The organism is Microbacterium invictum (assembly GCF_014197265.1).
GTDB classification, from domain to species: Bacteria; Actinomycetota; Actinomycetes; order Actinomycetales; family Microbacteriaceae; genus Microbacterium; species Microbacterium invictum.
Genome location: NZ_JACIFH010000001.1, coordinates 1,667,399 through 1,687,117 on the forward strand (window position 1 = coordinate 1,667,399; position 19,719 = coordinate 1,687,117).

Consider the following 19,719-nt stretch of genomic DNA (forward strand, 5'->3'; position numbering starts at 1 on the left):
CACACGATTTCGCGATGATCTTGTGCGAGTGATCCAAAGGGCAGACCGGTCTGCTCGGTAGGCTCGAACCCATGCCTCATATCGCCAAGGTGCTCATCGCGAACCGCGGCGAGATCGCCGTACGTGTCATCCGCGCCGCCCGGGACTCCGGCAAGGCCTCGGTCGCCGTCTACGCCGATCAGGACCGCGACGCTCTGCACACGACGCTCGCCGATGAGGCGTACGCACTCGAGGGCGCCACGAGCGCCGAGACGTACCTGTCGATCGAGAAGATCCTGTCGGTGGCTCGTCGGTCGGGGGCGGATGCCGTGCACCCCGGCTACGGATTCCTCGCAGAGAACGCCGACTTCGCCCGCGCCGTGATCGCGGCCGGGCTGACCTGGATCGGCCCGTCGCCCGAGGCGATCGAGTCGCTCGGCGACAAGGTCACCGCCCGCCACGTCGCCGAGAAGGTCGGCGCACCGCTCGCTCCGGGCACGCCGGGACCGGTCGAGGGCGCCGACGAGGTCATCGCCTTCGCGCAGGAGCACGGGCTGCCCATCGCCATCAAGGCCGCGTACGGCGGCGGCGGGCGCGGGCTCAAGGTCGCGCGCGAGCTGTCCGAGGTGGCCGAGCAGTTCGAGTCAGCCACCCGCGAGGCGATCACCGCTTTCGGTCGCGGCGAGTGCTTCGTCGAGAAGTACCTCGACAAGCCGCGGCACGTCGAGACGCAGTGCCTGGCCGACGCCGCCGGCAACGTCGTGGTGGTCTCCACCCGCGACTGCTCGCTGCAGCGTCGCCACCAGAAGCTCGTCGAAGAGGCACCCGCGCCGTTCTTGACCGACGAGCAGAACCGCGTCCTCTACGAGTCGTCCAAGGCGATCCTGCGCGATGTCGGCTACGTCGGGGCCGGCACGTGCGAGTTCCTGATCGGAGCCGACGGCACCATCTCGTTCCTCGAGGTGAACACCCGGCTGCAGGTCGAGCACCCGGTGTCCGAAGAGGTCACGGGCCTCGACCTCGTCCGCGAACAGTTCCGGCTCGCCGAGGGCGGCACGCTCGACTACGACGACCCGACGCCGTCCGGCCACTCGATCGAGTTCCGGATCAACGGCGAAGACCCGGGCCGGGGCTTCCTGCCGCAGCCCGGACGCATTCATGTGTTCAAGACGTTCGGGGGCCCCGGGATCCGTCTCGACTCCGGTGTCACCGCCGGCGACAGCGTCTCGGGCGCGTTCGACTCGCTGCTGGGCAAGATCATCGTCACCGGCCGCGACCGCGCCGAGGCGCTCGAGCGCGCCCGCCGCGCCCTCGACGAGTTCGAGGTCTCGGGCATGCCCACTGTGCTCCCCTTCCACCGGAAGGTCGTCCGCGATCCCGCCTTCACCGCCGACGACGGCTCGTTCGGCGTCTACACGCGCTGGATCGAGACCGAGTTCGTCAACGACATCCCGCCGTGGGACGGCGAGCTCGAGTCGCCCGAGCCCGCCGAGCCCCGCCACACGGTCGTCGTGGAGGTGTCGGGCAAACGCCTCGAGGTGAGCCTGCCCGACCGCATCGTGCAGACGCCGGCGAAGGTCGGGCGGCCCGCGGCCGTGCCGCCGTCGCGCCGGTCGCACTCGCAGACCGGCATGGCCGGGGCGTCGGGCGATGCCGTCAGCGCGCCGATGCAGGCCACGATCGTCAAGGTCGCGGTCGAAGACGGCCAGCATGTCGTCAAGGGCGACCTGGTCGTCGTGCTCGAGGCCATGAAGATGGAGCAGCCGATCCAGGCGCACAAGGACGGTGTGATCGGCACGATCAACGCCAGCCCGGGCACCACGGTCTCGGCCGGGCACCAGCTGCTGACCATCTCCTGACGGACTGATCCGCTGCGGACTTCACCCGATCCCGCGAGTCTCGACGCTCGGACGCGTACCGTAAGGAGCATGAAAGGCCACCTCGTCGCGTTCGCCGCATCCGTGCCGCTGCTGCTGCTGTTGTCGGGATGCGCCGCGCAGCCTTCGGTCGATCTCGATGGCGCGCGTGAGTGGGTGGAGACCGTGCAGGCCGAGGAGTCCGACGGCCCCGGAGCTGCCGGCACCGCGTCGATGCTGATCGACAGCGAGCCCGCCGACGACGAGGGCATCCGGCTCGACTTCGCCGCGCCGACCCAACTGGTCCGCGCCGATGCGCGATGCTTCGGTGGTGGAACGGCCGACGTCACGGTGACGGTGTTCTCTGCCGATGGAACCGAGTCCGACACGTTCGACGGCGAGATCCCGTGCGATGAAGCCGCCCACAGCATCGATATCGACTTCGATCCGGCGTCCGCAGCCCTCATCCAGGCTCAGGGCAGCACGCAGACCTATCTGCACGTCACAGTGATCCAGGAGATGGTCGTCGAACGCTGACGCGGGCAGGGTCAGAACGCGATCGCGCGGGGGTGGCTCGCGACCCGCCAGCCACCCGATGATCCGTCCCAGCCGAACGGCTTGGCCCAGTGAGCGGCGGCGCCGAAGCGCGAGCCGGTGCTGAGGGCGACATGCACGCCATCGCGGGCGAAGCCGACGATGTCGGCGCGGCCGTCTCGGTTCACGTCGACGACGCTGCGGGGCATCCACCCCAGCGTCCACTCCGTGGCGCCGAAGTCCATCGTCCACCGTGCGATGCCGGCGAAGGACGTGCCCCTGTTGAGGGCGACGTATGCACCCGTGGACGCGAAGCCTACGATGTCGGGGCGGCCGTCGCCGTTGACATCGGCGAGGGTGCGGGGATGGCGATCACCGCGCCACGATCCAGCGGACGAACTCGAACCGAACGAGCTCGACCACAGGCTCGACCCGCGGAAGGATGTGCCGGTGTTGAGAGAGACGTACGCCCCCCGACCTCCGAAGCCGATGATGTCCGGGCGGCCGTCGTCATTCACATCGCTCACATACCGGGGGTGCGTGCCGACTTTCCATCCCTGGCTGGTGCCGAAGTCCGCGACCCACAGTGCCGGCGCCGCGAATCCGCTGCCGGTGTTTCGCGCGACATACACGCCCTTTGCGCCGAACCCGACCACGTCGGCGCGGCCGTCGCCCGTGACGTCGATGACTGTCCGCGGGTATCGCGATTCGGTCCACCCGCCCGCGGTGGCCGCTGACCCCATGATTCGTCCCCACACGGTGGGCGCCGCGAAGGAGGACCCGGTGTTGCGGGCGACGAAGATACCGACCCCTCCGAACCCGACGACATCGGGCAGCCCGTCCCCCGTGACGTCGGCCAGTACACGCTGGTGCACGCCCACACGCCATCCCTTGTCCGTGCCGAAGTCTGCGACCCAGCGGCGCGCGGGCCCGAAGGAGCTTCCGGTGCCCACCGACACGTACACCCCCGCCGCCCCGAATCCGACGATGTCGGATCGTCCGTCTCCGGTCACATCGATGACGACCCGCGGATACTGCGCGCGGTTCCACCCTTTCGACGTGCCGAAATCGGCAACGGCAAGCCGATGCGTCGCGAGGGTGGTTCCGCTGTTGAGAGCGGTGTAGGCGCCGGGCCCGCCGAACGCGACGAGGTCGGGCCGTCCGTCGGCGTTCAGATCGGTGTCCCACTTCGTGGCCTCGGAGTAATCGTCGATGCCGTTGCCGTTCGTGTCGGGCAGCGACGCGGAGGACGTCGGCCCCACCCGCGAGGAAGCGGTGAGGCAGCACGTCACGCCGCGCGAAGTCAGCACCGTCGTGCCGGACAGATTGCGCCACACTCCGTTGTATGCGCCGCTCGAGTCGCGCAGCGTGTAGTTGTCGAATTGGATGCCGCTGACGGCGACGTAGTGGCGCTTGCCGCTGGGCACGTCGACGGCAGCGTTGAGGATCGACAGGTGCACGTGTGGGCTGGCGCCCGGTGTGCCACCGCAGGGAAGGGTCTGGCCGGCTCGCCCGAGGACGGCACCGGCTTCCACCCACTTTCCGACGAGACTCGAATTGGCGCCCGACAGGTGGTAGTACTCCGACATCCACCCGCCGCCGTGGTCGATGCCGAGGAACCATCCGTTGCTGCAGGTGACGCGATACACCGTGCCCGCCGCGACCGCGCGCACGTTCTTGTCCTTCGCGCTCAGCGGCGCGAAATCGATGGCGCCGCGATGGATGCCGTCGCTGTCGGAGTGCGAGCCGCTGGCGCCCCAGCGCTGACCGGGAGCGAACGGAAACCGGAACACCGGCTGCGGCCCGTACTGCGGCACCGTCAACCGCATCGGCGCCATCGGCAGCGACGACCCCGGCGGGAGCTCACGGGTGAGCGGTCCGGTGGGCCCGTCGTTCTCGTGGTCGTCTTCCGGCTCGGCCGTCGGAGTGGGGCTGGGCGCCGGGGTCGGGCTCACCTCCGGAGTCGGCTTCGACGGGGAGGTCGGCAGCGGCGTCGCAGACGGGCTGGGCACCGCGGAGGGCGAGGGTGACGGCGTGGGGCTGGGAGTCGCCGTGTCGGTCGGCTCGGGTGACGGTTCGGCGCTGGGCGCCGGCGTCGCGGACGGGGTCGCCGCTGCACTCTCCTCGAGTCTGGGCGTATCCGCGATGGCCAGTTCGACCGGCAGCAGTGCGCTCATCACTGCCACGACCGTCCAGCTGCCGATGATTCTTCGTGTCGCTGCCCGCATCCGCCCTCTCCGGGTCTCCCCAGACTCACTCCCAGACTAGGCGCCCCGTGCGATGCGCGCGCGGGGTTGACGTGGCGCGCCCAGAGACGATAGGCGGAGTGGGCTCAGCCGCCCGGATGCCGGGGCCCCGGCATCCCTCTCCACTCAGGCGACGGTGTTCTCGGCCCGGTTCACGAGGTGCATGGCACGGGTCGCGTCGGTGATCGACCCCGACAGCGACGGATACACGGCGAACACGCGCGAGACCTGGTCGACCGTCATGCGCCGCTCGACGGCGATCGCGATCGGGTAGATCAGCTCGGACGCGCGCGGCGCGACGATGACGCCGCCGAGCACCGTGCCCGAACCCTGGTGCGCGATGATCTTCACGAACCCGTCCTTGACACCCATCATCTTGGCGCGCGCATTGGCCGCCAGCGGCAGCTTGTACACGTAGCCGCGCGTCGGGTCGGACTCGAGGTCCTTCTCCTGCACTCCCACGGTGGCGATCTCGGGGGCCGTGAAGATGTTCGCGGTGATGCGCCGCTGCTCCAACGGGATCACGACGTCGCCGAGCGCGTGGAATATCGCAGTGCGGCCCTGCATCGAGGCGACGGATGCCAGGGGCACGAACGTCGTGCAGTCTCCGGCCGCGTAGATGTTGGGCACCGACGTGCGTGCGACCCGGTTGACCTGGATGTGCCCCGAATCGGTGAGCTGGATGCCGGCTTCTGCCAGTCCGATGCCGGCAGTGTTCGGGATGGAGCCGACCGCCATGAGGCAGTGGCTGCCCTCGACCGTGCGACCGTCCGACAGCGTCACCCGCACACCGTCGCCGTCGCGCTCGACCGAGTCGGCACGGGACTTCGACAGGACGGTCATCCCGCCGCGCTTGAACACCTTCTCGAGCACGGTCGCGGCATCCTTGTCCTCGCCGGGGAGCACCCGGTCGCGGCTCGAGATCAGCGTGACCTTCGCACCGAGGTTCATGTACGCAGAGGCGAACTCGGCGCCGGTCACACCAGAGCCGACGACGATGAGGTGCTCGGGGAGCGCCTTCATGTCGTACAGCTGGGTCCAGGTGAGGATCCGCTCGCCGTCGGGCTGGGCGGCGGGCAGCTCGCGAGGCGAGGCGCCCACCGACACCACGAGCGTGTCGGCCTCGACCCGGTCGAAGTCGGTGCCGCCGTCGCCGGTGGACACGACCACCGCGTGCGGGCCGTCGAGGCGGCCGTGGCCCGGGATGATCCGCACGCCTGCTTCGATCAGCTGCACGCGCATGTCGTCGGACTGCTGGCGCGCGAGCGCGAGCAGCCGGCGGTTGACGGCGGCCAGGTTGATGGCGATCTCGGGCTTCAGCGGGCGCCCCGAATCCGACTTCGCGAACAGCTGCACGCCCAGATCGGACGCCTCCGATATCGCGACGGCGGCGTCGGCGGTCGCGATCAGACTCTTCGACGGCACGACGTCGGTGATCACCGCCGAACCGCCCACGCCGGCGCGTTCGACCAGGGTCACCTCGGCTCCGAGCTGCGCCGCGGCCAGCGCCGCCTCGTATCCGCCGGGGCCGCCGCCGAGGACGGCAACGGATTGGGTGCGCTCGAAGCTCAAAGACATGGCATCCATTCTTCCAGCCTCAGACCTGGGCCACGACGCCCCTCCCCTTCTAGAGTGGGTGCCATGTCCGACACGATCCACCCCCTCGACGATCCCGCTGCCGACCCGTTCGAGGTCGCCGCTCAGGCTGCCGCCGACATCGCACGGCTCACGGGCGTCGAGCGGCACGACATCGCCCTCACGCTCGGCAGCGGCTGGGGCAAGGCGGCCGAGCTCATCGGCGAGACGACCGCGAACATCCCCGCCACCGACGTCACCGGTTTCAGCGCGCCCGCGCTGGCCGGGCACGTCGGCTCGCTCCGCAGCATCCTCACTGCGAAGGGGCGCCGCGTGCTCGTCATCGGCGCACGGACCCATTTCTACGAGGGCCACGGCCCGCGCCGCGTCGTGCACAGCGTGCGCACTGCCGCAGCGACCGGCGCGAAGATCATGATGCTCACCAACGGCGCCGGCGGCATCAAGCACACCTGGAAGCCCGGGCAGCCCGTCCTCATCAGCGACCACATCAACCTCACCGGCGCGTCGCCGCTCGAGGGCGCGACGTTCGTCGACCTGACCGACCTGTACTCACTGCGCCTGCGCGACCTCGCACACCGCGTCGACCCCTCACTCGACGAGGGCGTCTACTGCCAGTTCCGCGGGCCGCAGTACGAGACGCCCGCCGAAGTGCGCATGGCCAAGACCATCGGCGGCCACATCGTCGGCATGTCGACCGCGCTCGAGGCGATCGCCGCACGCCAAGCCGGCATGGAGATCCTCGGCTTCTCGCTCATCACGAACATGGCCGCCGGCATCCAGACCACTCCCCTCAGCCACCGCGAGGTCATCGAAGCCGGTCAGCAGGCGGAGCCCGTGATCTCCGACCTGCTGGCGCGCGTGATCGGCCAGCTGTGAACTCTGTCACGGCCGCGCGCGCGTGGCTGAAACAGGACCCCGACCCCGTCACGCGGGCCGAGCTCGAAGAGGTGCTGGCGCGGGTGGATGCCGGTGACGCCGCCGCCGCTGCCGACCTCGACGACCGGTTCTCTTCACGTCTGGCCTTCGGCACGGCCGGGCTGCGCGGGCGCCTGGGTGCCGGCAGCAACCGGATGAACCGGGTCCTGATCGGCCAGGCTGCCGCGGGACTCGCGGCGTACGTGCGGTCTCATTCGACCGACGCGACGCCGACGGTCGTGATCGGGTACGACGGGCGCCGCAACTCCGACGTGTTCGCGCGCGACAGCGCCGAGATCTTCGCGGGTGCGGGACTGCGCGCCGTGCTGCTGCCGAGGCTCCTGCCGACGCCGGTGCTGGCGTTCGCCGTCCGGCACCTGGGTGCGGCCGCGGGCGTCATGGTCACGGCATCCCACAACCCTCCCGACGACAACGGGTACAAGGTGTATCTGGGCGGCCCGGACGGCGGGTCGCAGATCGTGTCACCGGCCGACGCCGAGATCGCGGCGCAGATCCAGCGGGTGGCGGATGCCGGTGACCTCGCCGCCGTCCCCCGCTCGGACGCGTTCGAGCTCGCGGGCGAAGAAATCGTCGATGCGTACGTCGCGGCGACCGCGCTCGTCGCCCCCGCACCTGCGGGAGCCGCCGGGCTGACGTGGGTGTACACCGCCATGCACGGGGTGGGGCACGAGACGCTCGCACAGATCCTCGAGGTGGCGGGGTACCCGCTTCCGGTGGTGGTGTCAGAGCAGATCGAGCCCGACGGGACGTTCCCGACGGTCGCGTTCCCGAACCCCGAAGAGCCCGGGGCCATGGACCTGGCGTTCGCCACCGCACAGGCGGCGGGCGCCGAGGTGATCCTCGCGAACGACCCCGACGCCGACCGGCTCGCGGTCGCGGTGCCCGATGCGTCCGCCCCGGGCGGGTGGCGCCAGCTGACCGGCAACCAGGTCGGGCTGCTGCTGGGCTGGCGCGCCGCGCGGCGGGCCGCGGGCAAGACCGGGGCGGCGGGCGCGGGCGAAGCGCCGGTGGGCAAGACCGGCGCGGCGGGCGCGGGCGAAGCGCCGGTGGGCGGGGGCGCCACGGCCGCGGGGCTGCAGGGCGCGATCACTCCGGACTCGGCGGCGGCGGCCTCGCTCGCCTGCTCCCTCGTGTCGTCGCCCGGGCTGCAGGTCGTGGCCGAGCACTACGGGCTGGACTTCCACTCGACGCTGACCGGGTTCAAGTGGATCTCGCGCGCTCCCGGCCTGGTGTTCGGGTTCGAGGAGGCGCTCGGCTACCTCGTCAACCCCGAGACCGTGCGCGACAAGGACGGCATCTCGGCCGCGATCGCGATCCTCGGGATGATCGCCGAGGCCCGCGAACAGGGTCGCACGCTCGGCGACCTGGTCACCCAGTTCCAGGAGACCTTCGGGTTCTTCGACAGCGGCCAGGTGTCGCTGCGGGTCGAGGACGTGTCGATCATCGGGCGCCTCATGGCGACGCTGCGGGCCGCGCCACCGGCATCCATCGGCGATGTCGCCGTGGAACGCGTCGAGGATCTGCTGACCGTCGCGGACGGCGAGCCCTCGGGCGACATCCTGCGGCTGTGGCTGGCAGACGGGTCTCGCGTACTGGTGCGCCCGAGCGGTACCGAGCCGAAGCTCAAGGTGTACCTCGACGTGCGCGGAACCTCGGCCGCCGACGCCGCCGCACGCCTCGCCTCTCTCGAGGCCGGCGCCCGCACCCTGCTCGCCGGCGCCTGACCCGCGCCCCTCCCGCCGAGCCGCATAGTGCCGTGCGAGCCGCCACGATCTGACCGTCCGACACCATGCGGCTCGGACAGAAGTAGCCGGCTCGCTGCGCTGCCCGTCACGCGCGCCAGTAGTCTCGGAACGTGCTGCTGACCGACACCATCGTCCTCGAGAACTCCCACGTGCGGTTGGAGCCGCTCGACCCCTCACACGCCGACGACCTCACCGAGGCCGCCCAGGGCCTGGAGTACGCCTGGTACACATCGGTACCGGCATCCGTCCCCGACGCGATCGCCGAGCGCCTGAGCAAGAGGGATGCCGGAACGATGAACCCGTTCGCCGTGATACAGGAGGGGCGCGCAGTGGGCATGACGAGCTTCTGCAACATCGACCAGCCCAATCGTCACGTCGAGATCGGCTACACCTGGCTCGCCGCGCGCGTACAGCGCACCGCGGTCAACACCGCCGCCAAGCTGCTGCTGCTGGGGCACGCGTTCGAGGCGTGTGACGCGATCGCCGTCGAGTTCTGCACCCATTGGCACAACCGGCAGTCCCGGGCCGCGATCGAGCGCCTCGGCGCCAAGCAGGACGGGGTGCTCCGCAACCACCGGATCGGCCCGGACGGCACACTGCGCGACACCGTCGTGTACTCGATCCTGCCGCACGAGTGGCCCGCCGTCCGCCTCGGACTGCAGTCGCGACTCGCACGTCGGTAGCCCCTGCTACACTCCGTAACGCGATATATCTCGACCCGCCGGTGGCGATCTCCACCGAGGATCGGCCATCACACCCGCCACGAAAGCACCTCATGAGTTCCACGCCGTCCACCGCCGACGCTCCCGCCGAACATCGCTGGGTGGGTCGCGTCGCGCTGTTCCTCAGCGGCCAGACGGTGAGCCTGCTCGGCTCGGCCCTGGTGCAGTACGCCGTGTTCTGGTACCTCACGATCGAGTACAAATCGGGCTGGATCATGGCTCTCGCGGCCGTGTTCGGCTTCCTGCCGCAGGCGATCGTCTCGGTGTTCGGCGGCGTGTGGGCCGACCGCCACAATCGCAAATACCTGATCATCCTGGCGGATGCCGCGATCGCGGCCTCCACGCTCGCGCTCGCGCTCATCATGATGAGCGGATACGCCGAGGTGTGGCTGCTGTTCGCGGTCATGGCGATCCGTTCGGCGGGCGCCGGCATCCAGATGCCCGCGGTCGCAGCGCTCATCCCGCAGCTGGTGCCGACGTCGCAGCTGCTGCGGATCAACGGCATCAACGGGACCATCCAGTCGGCTATGGCGTTGCTCGCGCCCGCCGCCGGCGGCGCGATCTTCGCATGGTCCACCGCGTACTATCAGGGGTCGGCGGCCGCGCTGATCCCGATCTTCTTCATCGACATCGTCACGGCGGTCATCGGCATCGGTCTGATGTCGCTGATCGCCGTCGGTGCGGTGCGCACCGCGGGGCAGGAGACTCCGGGATACTTCGCCGACCTCGTCGACGGCGTGAAGTACATCGGCTCGCACAAGTTCGTGAAGTGGCTGATGCTGCTGTTCGCGATCATCTTCGTGCTGACGGTCGCACCCTCGAACCTCACCCCGCTCATGGCGGTGCGGTCCTTCGACGCCGGCGAGACCCAGAACGTCGTCAACCTGGCGGTGCTCGAGGTCATGTTCAGCGTCGGCATGATGCTCGGCGGGGCGCTCATCGCGACCCTGTTCGCGAAGCGCAGCCGGATCGGGCTCATCATCGTCTCGTCACTTCTGTTCGGAGTCCTCTCCGTCGGCCTGGGACTCTCCCCGAACATCTGGGTGTTCTTCGGGTTCATGTTCCTCGTCGGTCTCGCAGTGCCGTTCTTCTCGACGCCGTCGATGACACTGCTGCAAGAAAGCGTCGAGCCCGAGCGGCAGGGGCGCGTGTTCGGCTTCGTCGGCATCGTGATGGCCCTGGCGATGCCGCTCGGAATGGTCGTGTTCGGGCCGCTCGCCGACATCATGCCGATCGAGGTGCTCCTCGTGGGCGCGGGCGTCGCCACTTTCATCGTCGTCGGGCTCGCCGTCTGGCTTCCTTCGGGTCGACGCGCGATCGCCGCCGCCCGCGAGATCCAGGCCCGCTCGGCGCAGACCGCGGCCGAGCACCCCGGCGAACCCGCCGCCGACGCGGCGGCCGAGCACCCCGGCAGTCACGCCTGATCCGCGAGCCGTCCAGTCTCGTGCGAGCCGTCAACGTATGGCCGCATGAACGTAGGCGGCTCGCACGAAGGTAGGCGGCTCGCGGCGGGTGGCAGACGGGAGACGGGAGACGGCGCGGCGCTAGCCGTCCACGACGGCGACGAGCTCGTCCAGGAACGCCGCGAAGGTGGTGCCGCGACGCACGATCCGCTGGACGCTCTCGCGCTCGCTGAAAACCTCGACGAGCTGTTCGAACACCGTCTGGAACGCCGCGCGGTCGGACTCGCTGAACGCCACCATCGCGACGACCTGGACGCGGCCGTCGCCCCACGGCAGCGACGGGTCGGCGATGCCGATCGCGATCGCGGTGCGGGTGGCGGTCATGCCGAGCGCGTGCGGCACGGCGAGCGCGTCGGTGAAGGCGGTCGATGACAGCTTCTCGCGCTCGAGCGTGCGCTCGACGTAGTCGTCGTCGATCACCCCCTGGCCCACCAGTTTCGCACCGAGCTCGCGGATCACGGACTCTTCGGATCCCGCGACCGGGTGCACGAATGCGTCCGGCGAGAAGTAGCGCTCGAGCTCGGCACGCAGCCGGGCGAGGCGCCGCGCGCGGCGCACCCGGGCGGCCGCCGCCTGCACGCGTTCGACATCGGCTTCCGTCAAGAACGGCTGGATCCACACGACCCGGTCGTCTCCGCCCGGCGCGTCGATCGTGGTGAGCACCAGGTCGGTGCCGAACGACGCCCAGTCCGGGTCGACCCGCGTCTCGACCTCGACGACGTGGATCGCTTGGCCGAGCGACCGGTCCACGCTCGACCGCAGCAGCTCGTGGAGTTCGTAGTAGCCGGGGCAGACGATGGTCGCCGTCAGCAGCTCACCGGCGCGCCGGCTGCGTTCGAGCCGCCCGCCGACATGCATCGCGATGTACGCGATCTCGTCGTCGAGCAGCGGAATGCCCAGCAGTCCGCGCAGCCCGTCGGCGATGAACACCGCGACCTCGAAGATCATCGGGTACGTCGTCTTCAGCGACCGGGTCAGCGGGTTGCGCGACCACGCCTGCTCCCGCGCCCGCTCCCGCAGGTTCTGCACGTGCAGGGCCAGCCGCAGCACGAAGTCCTCGTGGTCGATGTCGACGAGGAACTCCGCCGCTGCCCGCGCCACGACATCCCGCACCGCGTCGGCCACCTCCGGGGCGACGCGGTCGCGGATCACGGAGGCCGGCTGCGCCGCTCCCGGCGCGATCACGCGGGTCTGCACGAGCGCGGCCAGATGGCGCCGGTCGCCGTCGCCGAGGCGCACCCCCAGATGCTGGGTGCTGAGGCGGTCGAGCAGTGCGCTGATGGATGCCAGTGCCTCCGACTCCCCCGCCCCGGCGGTCTCCAGCGCATGACCGCGGGCGACTCGATCGGCCGTGATGGCGATGTGTACCATGACATCGCCGAGACCGAACTCGTTGACGAAGTAGCCGAGTTCGCCCAGGCCCGCGACCAGCTCGGTCTTGAACGGGCCGAAGGCCGCGGCGCCGAGCGACTCCTCCCCGAGCGCCCGTCGCAGTGCCTCGAGGTCGAACGCGGCGTCCTCGGTCTCATCGTGTGCGAGCCGGCTCAGCAGCCGCCGCTGCGCCATCTCGGTGCCGTGCAGTCGCGCCCGCGACGCGGTGCGCTCCAGCACCAGCTCGGTGCCGCCCAACAGTGCCCGCACTCGCCCCAGGTCTGCCTCGAGGGTCGCGGGACTCACGTGGAACTGCTCGGCCGTCTCGAACACGTCGATCCCGTCCGGCGCGGCGAGCATCGTGCGCACGATCCGGTGCAGCCGGTCGCGTGGCGTGGCGGGCTCGCTGACCCGCAGCGCCGCGTGCACGTCGGGTCCGGCCCGATACCCGTGCGGACCGGACTCGACCACGACGGCGCCCGGGACCCGCGCGTTGAGGGCCGTCACGTAGCTGCGGATGCTGCGCGGCGTCACACCGATCGTGTCGGCGAGCGCCGCGGCGGTGACCCATTCCCCATCGCGCATGAGTCCATCGCGCATCAGCAGAGTGGCGACCCGGTCCTGTCTGGCTCTGCTCACCTGACACAGTCAACCACGGTGGCAGGGCAGGGTTTCCGCCCCCGCGGAAACACACGTGGTTGTCCGTTCCCAGGATTTTCACAAGAATGAGCCACAGGAGGGCTGTCGATGAAGATCCTCGTGGTTTGTGGCGCGGGAGCGTCGAGCACGTTCGTCGCGCAGCGGTTGCGGCATGCGGCACAAGCGCGGGGTCGGGACATCAGCGCGATCGCAGGAACCGAGCAGTCGCTGCCGATCGATCTCGACGACGCCGACATCGTGCTGGTCGGGCCGCACCTGCACACGTCCCTCGAGCGCATCCGACGTCAGGCTTCCGTACGCGGGGCACGCGTGATCCTGCTGCCACCCGAGGCGTTCACCGACCTGGACGGCACCCGGACCCTCGACCTCGTCGACGCCGCGCTCAACGAAGACGGTGCACGATGATCACCGGCATCCACCCCCTCGAGAGGACACCCCGATGACACAGGCCACCCGCACGATCCGGGTCGGATCGAAGAACGGACTCCACGCGCGCCCCGCGAAGCTGTTCGCCCAGGCGGTGAAGGATGCCGGGATTCCGGTCACGGTCTCGAAAGGCTCCGGGGCTCCGGTCAACGCCGCGAGCATCCTCGGCGTCATCGCGCTCGGCGTGGAGTACGGCGACTATCTGACCCTCACGGCCGAGGGCGACAGTGCCGAGAGCGTGCTGGACACCCTGGCCGAACTGCTGACCACCGATCACGACGAATGAACGTGAAGAACAAGGAGAACAGGACATGAGCGAACTGCGCGGAGTCGGAATCGGGCTCGGAGTGGCGCAGGGACCGGTAGCCCGCATGGCCGAGCCGCTGCCGGCGCCGGAGGACGTGGCCAGCGCCCTGTCTCAGGATGAGGAGCTCGCGCGGGTGCGCGAAGCGGTCGCCGGGGTGGCGCGAGAGCTCGAAGAGCGCGGGTCGAAGGCCGGCGGCGCCGCCCAGGAGGTGCTGGAGGCGCAGGCGATGATGGCCGAGGACCCCACGCTCGACCAGGAGGTCGCGACCCGGGTCGCCGCCGGCAAGACCGGCGAGTTCGCCGTGCACGACGCCTTCGCCACGTTCCGCGACATGCTCGCGGCGATGGGGGGCTATCTCGGCGAGCGCGCCGCCGACCTCGACGACGTCGCCCAGCGGGTCATCGCGCGACTGCGCGGCCTGCCCGCCCCGGGCGTCCCCGACCCCGGCCACCCGTTCGTGCTCGTCGCGAAGGATCTGGCCCCGGCCGACACCGCCCTGCTCGATCTCGACAAGGTGCTCGCCCTGGTGACCAGCGAGGGCGGGCCCACCTCGCACACCGCCATCCTCGCGCGGGAGAAGTCCATCGTCGCGGTGGTCGGCGTTGCCGAGGCGCCGGGTCTCGCCGACGGCGAGTCGGTGATCGTCGATGCCGCCAAGGGCGTCGTGACCACTCAGCCCACCGCTGATGAGCTCACTCAGGCGCAGAACCGTGCCGAAGCACGCCGCAACGCGGCATCCGCCCCCATCACCCCCGGAGCGCTCGCGGACGGCACCGCCATCCCGCTGCTGGCCAACCTCGGCAAGCCCGGTGGCGCGGCCGAGGCGGTCGAGCTCGGTGCCGAGGGCGTGGGCCTGTTCCGCACCGAGTTCCTGTTCCTGTCGGCGTCGCAGGCGCCCACGGTCGACGAGCAGACCAAGGCGTACACCGAACTGCTGCAGACGTTCCCGGGCAAGAAGGTGGTGGTGCGGGCGCTGGATGCCGGTGCCGACAAGCCGCTCGCCTTCCTCAACGACGCGCACGAAGAGAACCCGGCACTGGGCCTGCGGGGCCTGCGCGCGCTACGCGCCAGCGAAGACATCCTGCGCGAGCAGCTCACCGCGCTGGCGAACGCCGACAAGGCGACCGACGCCGACCTGTGGGTCATGGCGCCGATGGTCTCCACAGTGGAAGAGACCGAGTACTTCGTGACTCTTGCACGTGACTACGGCATCAAGACCGCCGGCGTCATGGTCGAGGTGCCGTCGTCGGCGATCATGGCCGACAAGGTGCTCGCGATCGCGGACTTCGCCTCGATCGGCACGAACGACCTGACGCAGTACACACTCGCCGCCGACCGCCTGCTCGGCTCGGTCGCCTCGTTCCAGGACCCCTGGCATCCGGCAGTCCTCAGCCTCGTCAAGGCCACCGCCGACGGCGGCGCGGCCAACGGCAAGCCGGTCGGCATCTGCGGCGAAGCCGCCGCCGACCCGCTGCTGGCCGTCGTGCTGGTCGGTCTCGGCGCCGCCACCCTGTCGATGGCGCCCACGGCTCTCGCCGACGTGCGCGCCAGCCTGCTGCAGTACACCCGCGACGATGCCGAGCGCATCGCCGCAGCCGCCCTCGCCGCGAGCGACGCGGCATCCGCCCGAACTGCGGCGCAAGCCGCGGCCGAAACGCCCGCGGACTGACCCGCGGCCCACCCGAAGGAGATACCGCCATGACAACGGCGTCAACGCCCGCCACGGGCACCAACAAGGCGCGAGTCGGAGTACAGCGCTTCGGCACGTACCTGTCCGGCATGATCATGCCGAACATCCCCGCGCTCATCGCCTGGGGCATCTTCACGGCGTTCTTCATCGACGTGGGCTGGACCCCCAACGCCGATCTCGCGACGATCGTCGGGCCGTTCATCCACTACCTGCTGCCGCTGATCATCGCGTACACCGGCGGCACGATCGTCTACGGCGTCCGCGGCGGCGTGGTGGCCTCGATCGCCACGATGGGCGCCATCGCCGGGTCGGACCTGCTCGTGGCGAACTTCAACGCGGCCCTGGCGGCCGGCGAGAAGGAACTCGGCCAGGTGCACATGTTCATCGGCGCGATGATCATGGCCCCGATCGCGGCGTACACGATGAAGTGGCTCGACAGCCTGTGGGAGGGCAAGATCAAGGCGGGCTTCGAGATGCTCGTCAACATGTTCTCGTCGGGCATCTGGGGGTTCGTGATGGCCGTCGTCGGGTTCTACCCGATCGCCTGGCTGGTCAACGGCCTCATGCAGGCCCTCGGCAACGCGGTCAACTGGCTCGTCGAGGCGAACCTGCTGCCATTGACGAGCATCCTCATCGAGCCGGCGAAGGTCTTCTTCCTCAACAACGCCATCAACCACGGCGTGCTCACCCCGCTCGGCATCCAGCAGGCGACCGAGGAAGGATCGTCGATCCTGTTCCTCCTGGAGGCCAACCCGGGTCCCGGTGTCGGACTGCTGCTCGCGTTCACGTTCTTCGGCCTCGGCGCGGCGCGGGCATCGGCTCCCGGCGCTGCGGTCATCCAGTTCTTCGGCGGCATCCATGAGGTGTACTTCCCGTACGCGCTCATGAAGCCGGTCCTGATCGTGGCGCTCATCGCGGGCGGTATGACGGGTGTCACGACCAACATGCTGCTGGGCGGTGCACTCCGAGCCCCGGCGGCCCCGGGAAGTATCATCGCCGTGCTGGCGCAGACGGCGAACGGCGCCTACTTCGCCGTCATCCTGTCGGTGGTCCTCTCGGCCGCAGTGACGTTCATCGTCTCCGCGGTCATCCTGCGGGCCTCGCGTAAGCGCGACCTCGCGGCGATGGCGGCATCGGACGACGCGTTCGGTGCGGCGATCACGCAGACCGAGGCGGCCAAGGGCAAGTCGTCCGACGCGCTGAGCGGCCTGCGCGGCGGCGCCGCAACGGCTGCCGGCGCCGGCATCGAGCCGGCCACCATGGCGGTCAAGGACATCAAGAACATCGTGTTCGCCTGCGACGCCGGCATGGGCTCGTCCGCGATGGGTGCCAGCGTGCTGCGCAACAAGATCAAGAAGGCCGGCATCGAGGGGGTCACCGTCACCAACAAGGCGATCGCGAACCTCGACGCCTCGGCCGACCTGGTCATCACGCAGAACCAGCTGACCGACCGCGCCCGCGGCACCGCACCCGACGCGGTGCACGTCTCGGTCGACAACTTCATGAACTCGCCGAAGTACGACGAGGTCGTGGAGCTGGTGGTGGATCAGCAGAAGGGCGACGCGTAGCCTCGGAAGACCGCCGCGGGGTCGGGCAGCGCGATGCACCCGGCCCCGTGGCCCCGCCGAATGGCATCCATTCATCTCGAAAGTCTCTGAAAGGAACAGCGAAATGGCACGTGAGGTTCTGAACGTCGGACAGGTGCGGATCCACTCGGGCTCGGTCAGTCGCGACGACGCCATGCGCGAGGCCGCCGACATCCTCGAGTCGGCCGGCGCAGTGACGAGCGCCTACTTCGACGCGATGCAGCAGCGCGAGCAGACGGTGTCCACCTACATGGGCAACGAGCTCGCGATCCCGCACGGGACGAACGAGACGAAGCAGGCCATCCTCGACTCGGCGCTGTCGCTGGTGCGATACGACGGCGGCGTGGACTGGGACGGCAACGCCGTGACCTTCGTCGTCGGCATCGCCGGCAAGGGCGACGAGCACCTCGAGATCCTGTCGCAGATCGCGCTGATCTTCTCGGACGAGGACGAGGTCGAAAAGCTGAAGCGGGCACAGACGCCTGAAGAGCTGTACGGGCTGCTGGCGTCGGTGAACGAAGGATGAAGGCCGTCCACTTCGGCGCCGGAAACATCGGGCGCGGATTCGTCGGCCTGCTGCTGCACGAGGGCGGGTACGACCTCGTCTTCTCGGACGTGGCGGGGCCGCTCGTCGACGCCATCAACGCCGTCGACGAGTACACGGTGCACGAGGTCGGCGAAGGCGGCACCGACAAGGTCGTGACCGGGTTCCGTGCCCTCAACAGCGCCGAGCACCCGCAGGAGGTGGCCGACGAGGTGGCCACGGCGAACGTGGTGACCACGGCGGTCGGGCCGACAGTGCTCAGGTTCATCGCCCCGCACATCGTCGCCGGGCTCGCGCTGCGCGATCCGTCGGCGCCGCCGTTGCAGGTCATGGCGTGCGAGAACGCGATCGGCGCCACCGACCAGCTGCGCGACGAGATCAGGGCGCAGGCAGGCGAGGCGTGGGACGCGCTGGCCGGACGTGCGGTCTTCGCCAACACCGCGGTCGACCGGATCGTGCCGGCCCAGCCCGAAGGCGGCGGGGTCGACGTGACGGTCGAACCGTTCTTCGAGTGGGCGATCGAGCGGCCGCCGTTCGGCGACACTCCCCCGAACATCCCGGGCGCGCACTTCGTCGACGACCTGACGCCGTACATCGAGCGCAAACTGTTCACCGTGAACACGGGCCACGCGACCACGGCGTACTTCGGTGCGCAGGCCGGGGTGGAGAAGATCTCCGACGCGCTGGCCGACCCGGCGATCGCCGAGAAGGTCGCCGCGGCGCTCGAAGAGACCTCGGCACTGCTGGTCGCCAAGCACGGCCTCGACCCCGAAGAGCTGGCAGAGTACCGAGCGACGATCCTGCAGCGCTTCGCGAACCCGGCGCTGCCGGATACGGTCGGCCGGGTGGGGCGGCAGCCGCTGCGCAAGCTCTCCCGCCACGAGCGCTTCATCGGCCCGGCCGCCGAGGCCGCCGAGCGGGGACTTTCGGTCGATGCCCTGGTCGCCGCGATGGGCGCCGCCCTGGCGTTCGACGACCCGGCCGACGAGCAGTCGGTCGAACTGCAGCAGCGCCTGCGGTCGTCGGATGCCGCAGAGCTCACCGCCGCGGTCACCGGGCTCGAGCCCGCGCATCCGCTGTTCCCCCGCGTGCTCGCCGAGGTGCAGGCTCGCCAGTCCGCCCTGCGTTGAGCGCGTATCGGGCGCGTTGAGCGCGTATCGGGCGCGCCGAGCGCATATGGCGTGGGTTGAGCGCGTAGATGCGAGATCAGGTGCGCGATGATGGAGCGGTGACCGCGACCTCGATTCCCCCGCGCCGCCGTCGACGCATCCTCTGGTGGGTGCTGGGCACCATCGGCGGCCTGCTCGTGGCCGCCGTCGTCGGCATCGTGATCTGGAGCCAGGTCGGCGTCTATGCCGCCGAACCGGAGCCATTGGCAGCCGTCCGCGCGGACCCCGGCATCCGGATCACGGACGACAGCGCCGGCATCATCATGGTGCCGACCGAGACCGCGTCCACGGGCGAAGGGGTCGTGTTCATCCCGGGTGGCAAGGTCGACCCCTGGGCCTACGCGAGCACCCTGTCGGGGCTGGTGGCCGACGACGGCATGACGGTCGTCATCACGAAACCATGGCTCAACCTCGCCTTCTTCGATCTGCGACCGCTGACCTCGTTCACCGATCTCGCCCCCGACGTCGGCACCTGGCTCGTCGGCGGTCACTCGCTTGGTGGCGTACGTGCCTGCATGATGGCGACGGATGCCGACGGCCTGGCCCTGTTCGCCTCGTACTGCTCGACCGATCTCTCCGACTCGGGGTTGCCGGTGTTGAGCCTGTCGGGCAGCGAAGACGGGCTGTCGACGCCTGAGAAGATTGCGGATGCCAGTGATCTGCTGCCGGCGGAGGCCATCTTCACCGAGATCCCCGGCGCCAGTCATGCGTCATTCGGCGCCTATGGCCCGCAGGCCGGCGACGGAACGCCGACGATCTCGCTCGAGGACATGACCGTGCAGATCACCGAGAACGTCGGGGAGTTCGCCGCTGGCGGTCGTTGAGCGAGCGGAGCGAGACGAAACGCGAACACATCCGTTTCGTCTCGTCGCGGAGCTCCTCGCTCAAC

General features: G+C 69.9%; 17 protein-coding genes. 14 read left to right on the top strand and 3 right to left on the bottom strand.

What is annotated here, in order from left to right; translation table 11 throughout:
* Positions 1 to 71: 71 nt before the first annotated feature.
* Together BKA10_RS08045 and BKA10_RS08050 are read left to right on the top strand one after the other, a co-directional pair.
* On the top strand, positions 72 to 1,838 hold the full coding sequence (locus BKA10_RS08045; RefSeq protein WP_183499416.1) for an acetyl/propionyl/methylcrotonyl-CoA carboxylase subunit alpha: 1,767 nt from the start codon (positions 72 to 74) through the stop codon (positions 1,836 to 1,838).
* Positions 1,839 to 1,907: 69 nt separating this feature from the next.
* Positions 1,908 to 2,372 (top strand): hypothetical protein, encoded by a 465-nt coding sequence (locus BKA10_RS08050; RefSeq protein ID WP_183499417.1) that lies wholly within the window; start codon positions 1,908 to 1,910, stop codon positions 2,370 to 2,372.
* 11 nt (positions 2,373 to 2,383) lie between these two features.
* Here BKA10_RS08050 and BKA10_RS08055 read toward each other — a convergent pair whose 3' ends face one another.
* Complete coding sequence (locus BKA10_RS08055) at positions 2,384 to 4,324, bottom strand: FG-GAP-like repeat-containing protein (RefSeq protein WP_183499418.1); 1,941 nt, start codon at positions 4,322 to 4,324, stop codon at positions 2,384 to 2,386.
* On the opposite strand from BKA10_RS08055, the gene BKA10_RS08060 reads away from it, so the two are divergent.
* Positions 4,296 to 4,637, top strand: coding sequence for a hypothetical protein (locus BKA10_RS08060; RefSeq protein ID WP_183499419.1), 342 nt, complete (start codon positions 4,296 to 4,298; stop codon positions 4,635 to 4,637). The genes BKA10_RS08055 and BKA10_RS08060 overlap by 29 nt on opposite strands.
* Positions 4,638 to 4,741: 104 nt before the next feature.
* On the opposite strand, the gene BKA10_RS08065 is transcribed toward BKA10_RS08060, so the two are convergent.
* Positions 4,742 to 6,193, bottom strand: coding sequence for an NAD(P)H-quinone dehydrogenase (locus tag BKA10_RS08065; RefSeq protein ID WP_372491410.1), 1,452 nt, complete (start codon positions 6,191 to 6,193; stop codon positions 4,742 to 4,744).
* A 63-nt stretch (positions 6,194 to 6,256) separates the two neighbouring features.
* Here BKA10_RS08065 and BKA10_RS08070 point away from each other — a divergent pair, with 63 nt between their 5' ends.
* The 4 genes from BKA10_RS08070 to BKA10_RS08085 all read left to right on the top strand — a co-directional run bounded on the left by BKA10_RS08070 (position 6,257) and on the right by BKA10_RS08085 (position 11,038).
* Positions 6,257 to 7,087 (top strand): purine-nucleoside phosphorylase, encoded by an 831-nt coding sequence (locus BKA10_RS08070; protein ID WP_183499421.1) that lies wholly within the window; start codon positions 6,257 to 6,259, stop codon positions 7,085 to 7,087.
* A complete protein-coding gene (locus tag BKA10_RS08075; protein ID WP_183499422.1) occupies positions 7,084 to 8,871 on the top strand; it encodes a phospho-sugar mutase in 1,788 nt (595 codons plus the stop codon). Before BKA10_RS08070 ends, BKA10_RS08075 begins: the two co-directional genes overlap by 4 nt.
* Before the next feature lie 131 nt (positions 8,872 to 9,002).
* Positions 9,003 to 9,575 carry a GNAT family N-acetyltransferase gene (locus BKA10_RS08080; protein WP_183499423.1) on the top strand — a complete coding sequence of 191 codons (573 nt, stop codon included), beginning with the start codon at positions 9,003 to 9,005 and terminating at the stop codon, positions 9,573 to 9,575.
* A gap of 92 nt (positions 9,576 to 9,667) precedes the next feature.
* On the top strand, positions 9,668 to 11,038 hold the full coding sequence (locus BKA10_RS08085; protein ID WP_183499424.1) for an MFS transporter: 1,371 nt from the start codon (positions 9,668 to 9,670) through the stop codon (positions 11,036 to 11,038).
* A 120-nt stretch (positions 11,039 to 11,158) separates the two neighbouring features.
* Here BKA10_RS08085 and BKA10_RS08090 read toward each other — a convergent pair whose 3' ends face one another.
* Positions 11,159 to 13,048, bottom strand: coding sequence for a BglG family transcription antiterminator (locus BKA10_RS08090; RefSeq protein ID WP_183501113.1), 1,890 nt, complete (start codon positions 13,046 to 13,048; stop codon positions 11,159 to 11,161).
* Positions 13,049 to 13,195: 147 nt separating this feature from the next.
* Between BKA10_RS08090 and BKA10_RS08095 the strand changes: the two genes are divergently transcribed.
* The 7 genes from BKA10_RS08095 (at position 13,196) to BKA10_RS08125 (ending at position 19,654) form a co-directional block, all read left to right on the top strand.
* Positions 13,196 to 13,513 carry a PTS sugar transporter subunit IIB gene (locus BKA10_RS08095; protein WP_183499425.1) on the top strand — a complete coding sequence of 106 codons (318 nt, stop codon included), beginning with the start codon at positions 13,196 to 13,198 and terminating at the stop codon, positions 13,511 to 13,513.
* Between the two features lie 34 nt (positions 13,514 to 13,547).
* Entirely contained in the window at positions 13,548 to 13,820 is a 273-nt protein-coding gene (locus BKA10_RS08100; RefSeq protein WP_183499426.1) for an HPr family phosphocarrier protein, read from the top strand.
* Between the two features lie 25 nt (positions 13,821 to 13,845).
* Positions 13,846 to 15,510: a phosphoenolpyruvate--protein phosphotransferase gene (gene ptsP, locus BKA10_RS08105; RefSeq protein ID WP_183499427.1), complete on the top strand. Its 1,665-nt coding sequence runs from the start codon at positions 13,846 to 13,848 to the stop codon at positions 15,508 to 15,510.
* Between the two features lie 29 nt (positions 15,511 to 15,539).
* Positions 15,540 to 17,099 carry a PTS mannitol transporter subunit IIBC gene (locus BKA10_RS08110; protein ID WP_183499428.1) on the top strand — a complete coding sequence of 520 codons (1,560 nt, stop codon included), beginning with the start codon at positions 15,540 to 15,542 and terminating at the stop codon, positions 17,097 to 17,099.
* Between the two features lie 103 nt (positions 17,100 to 17,202).
* A complete protein-coding gene (locus BKA10_RS08115; RefSeq protein ID WP_183499429.1) occupies positions 17,203 to 17,643 on the top strand; it encodes a PTS mannitol transporter subunit IIA in 441 nt (146 codons plus the stop codon).
* The gene (locus tag BKA10_RS08120; protein ID WP_183499430.1) at positions 17,640 to 18,791 is read left to right on the top strand and encodes a mannitol-1-phosphate 5-dehydrogenase; all 1,152 of its coding nucleotides are present in this window, start codon (positions 17,640 to 17,642) and stop codon (positions 18,789 to 18,791) included. Before BKA10_RS08115 ends, BKA10_RS08120 begins: the two co-directional genes overlap by 4 nt.
* Before the next feature lie 98 nt (positions 18,792 to 18,889).
* Positions 18,890 to 19,654, top strand: coding sequence for an alpha/beta hydrolase (locus tag BKA10_RS08125; protein ID WP_248198867.1), 765 nt, complete (start codon positions 18,890 to 18,892; stop codon positions 19,652 to 19,654).
* Positions 19,655 to 19,719 lie beyond the last annotated feature (65 nt).

Coding starts and splice junctions, on each gene's coding strand:
- BKA10_RS08070 (WP_183499421.1), top strand. CDS start 6,257: ATGTCCGACACGATCCACCCCCTCGACGATCCCGCTGCCGACCCGTTC.
- BKA10_RS08045 (WP_183499416.1), top strand. CDS start 72: ATGCCTCATATCGCCAAGGTGCTCATCGCGAACCGCGGCGAGATCGCC.
- BKA10_RS08095 (WP_183499425.1), top strand. CDS start 13,196: ATGAAGATCCTCGTGGTTTGTGGCGCGGGAGCGTCGAGCACGTTCGTC.
- BKA10_RS08090 (WP_183501113.1), bottom strand. CDS start 13,048: ATGCGCGATGGACTCATGCGCGATGGGGAATGGGTCACCGCCGCGGCG.
- BKA10_RS08100 (WP_183499426.1), top strand. CDS start 13,548: ATGACACAGGCCACCCGCACGATCCGGGTCGGATCGAAGAACGGACTC.
- BKA10_RS08050 (WP_183499417.1), top strand. CDS start 1,908: ATGAAAGGCCACCTCGTCGCGTTCGCCGCATCCGTGCCGCTGCTGCTG.
- BKA10_RS08110 (WP_183499428.1), top strand. CDS start 15,540: ATGACAACGGCGTCAACGCCCGCCACGGGCACCAACAAGGCGCGAGTC.
- BKA10_RS08065 (WP_372491410.1), bottom strand. CDS start 6,193: ATGTCTTTGAGCTTCGAGCGCACCCAATCCGTTGCCGTCCTCGGCGGC.
- BKA10_RS08085 (WP_183499424.1), top strand. CDS start 9,668: ATGAGTTCCACGCCGTCCACCGCCGACGCTCCCGCCGAACATCGCTGG.
- BKA10_RS08115 (WP_183499429.1), top strand. CDS start 17,203: ATGGCACGTGAGGTTCTGAACGTCGGACAGGTGCGGATCCACTCGGGC.
- BKA10_RS08120 (WP_183499430.1), top strand. CDS start 17,640: ATGAAGGCCGTCCACTTCGGCGCCGGAAACATCGGGCGCGGATTCGTC.
- ptsP (WP_183499427.1), top strand. CDS start 13,846: ATGAGCGAACTGCGCGGAGTCGGAATCGGGCTCGGAGTGGCGCAGGGA.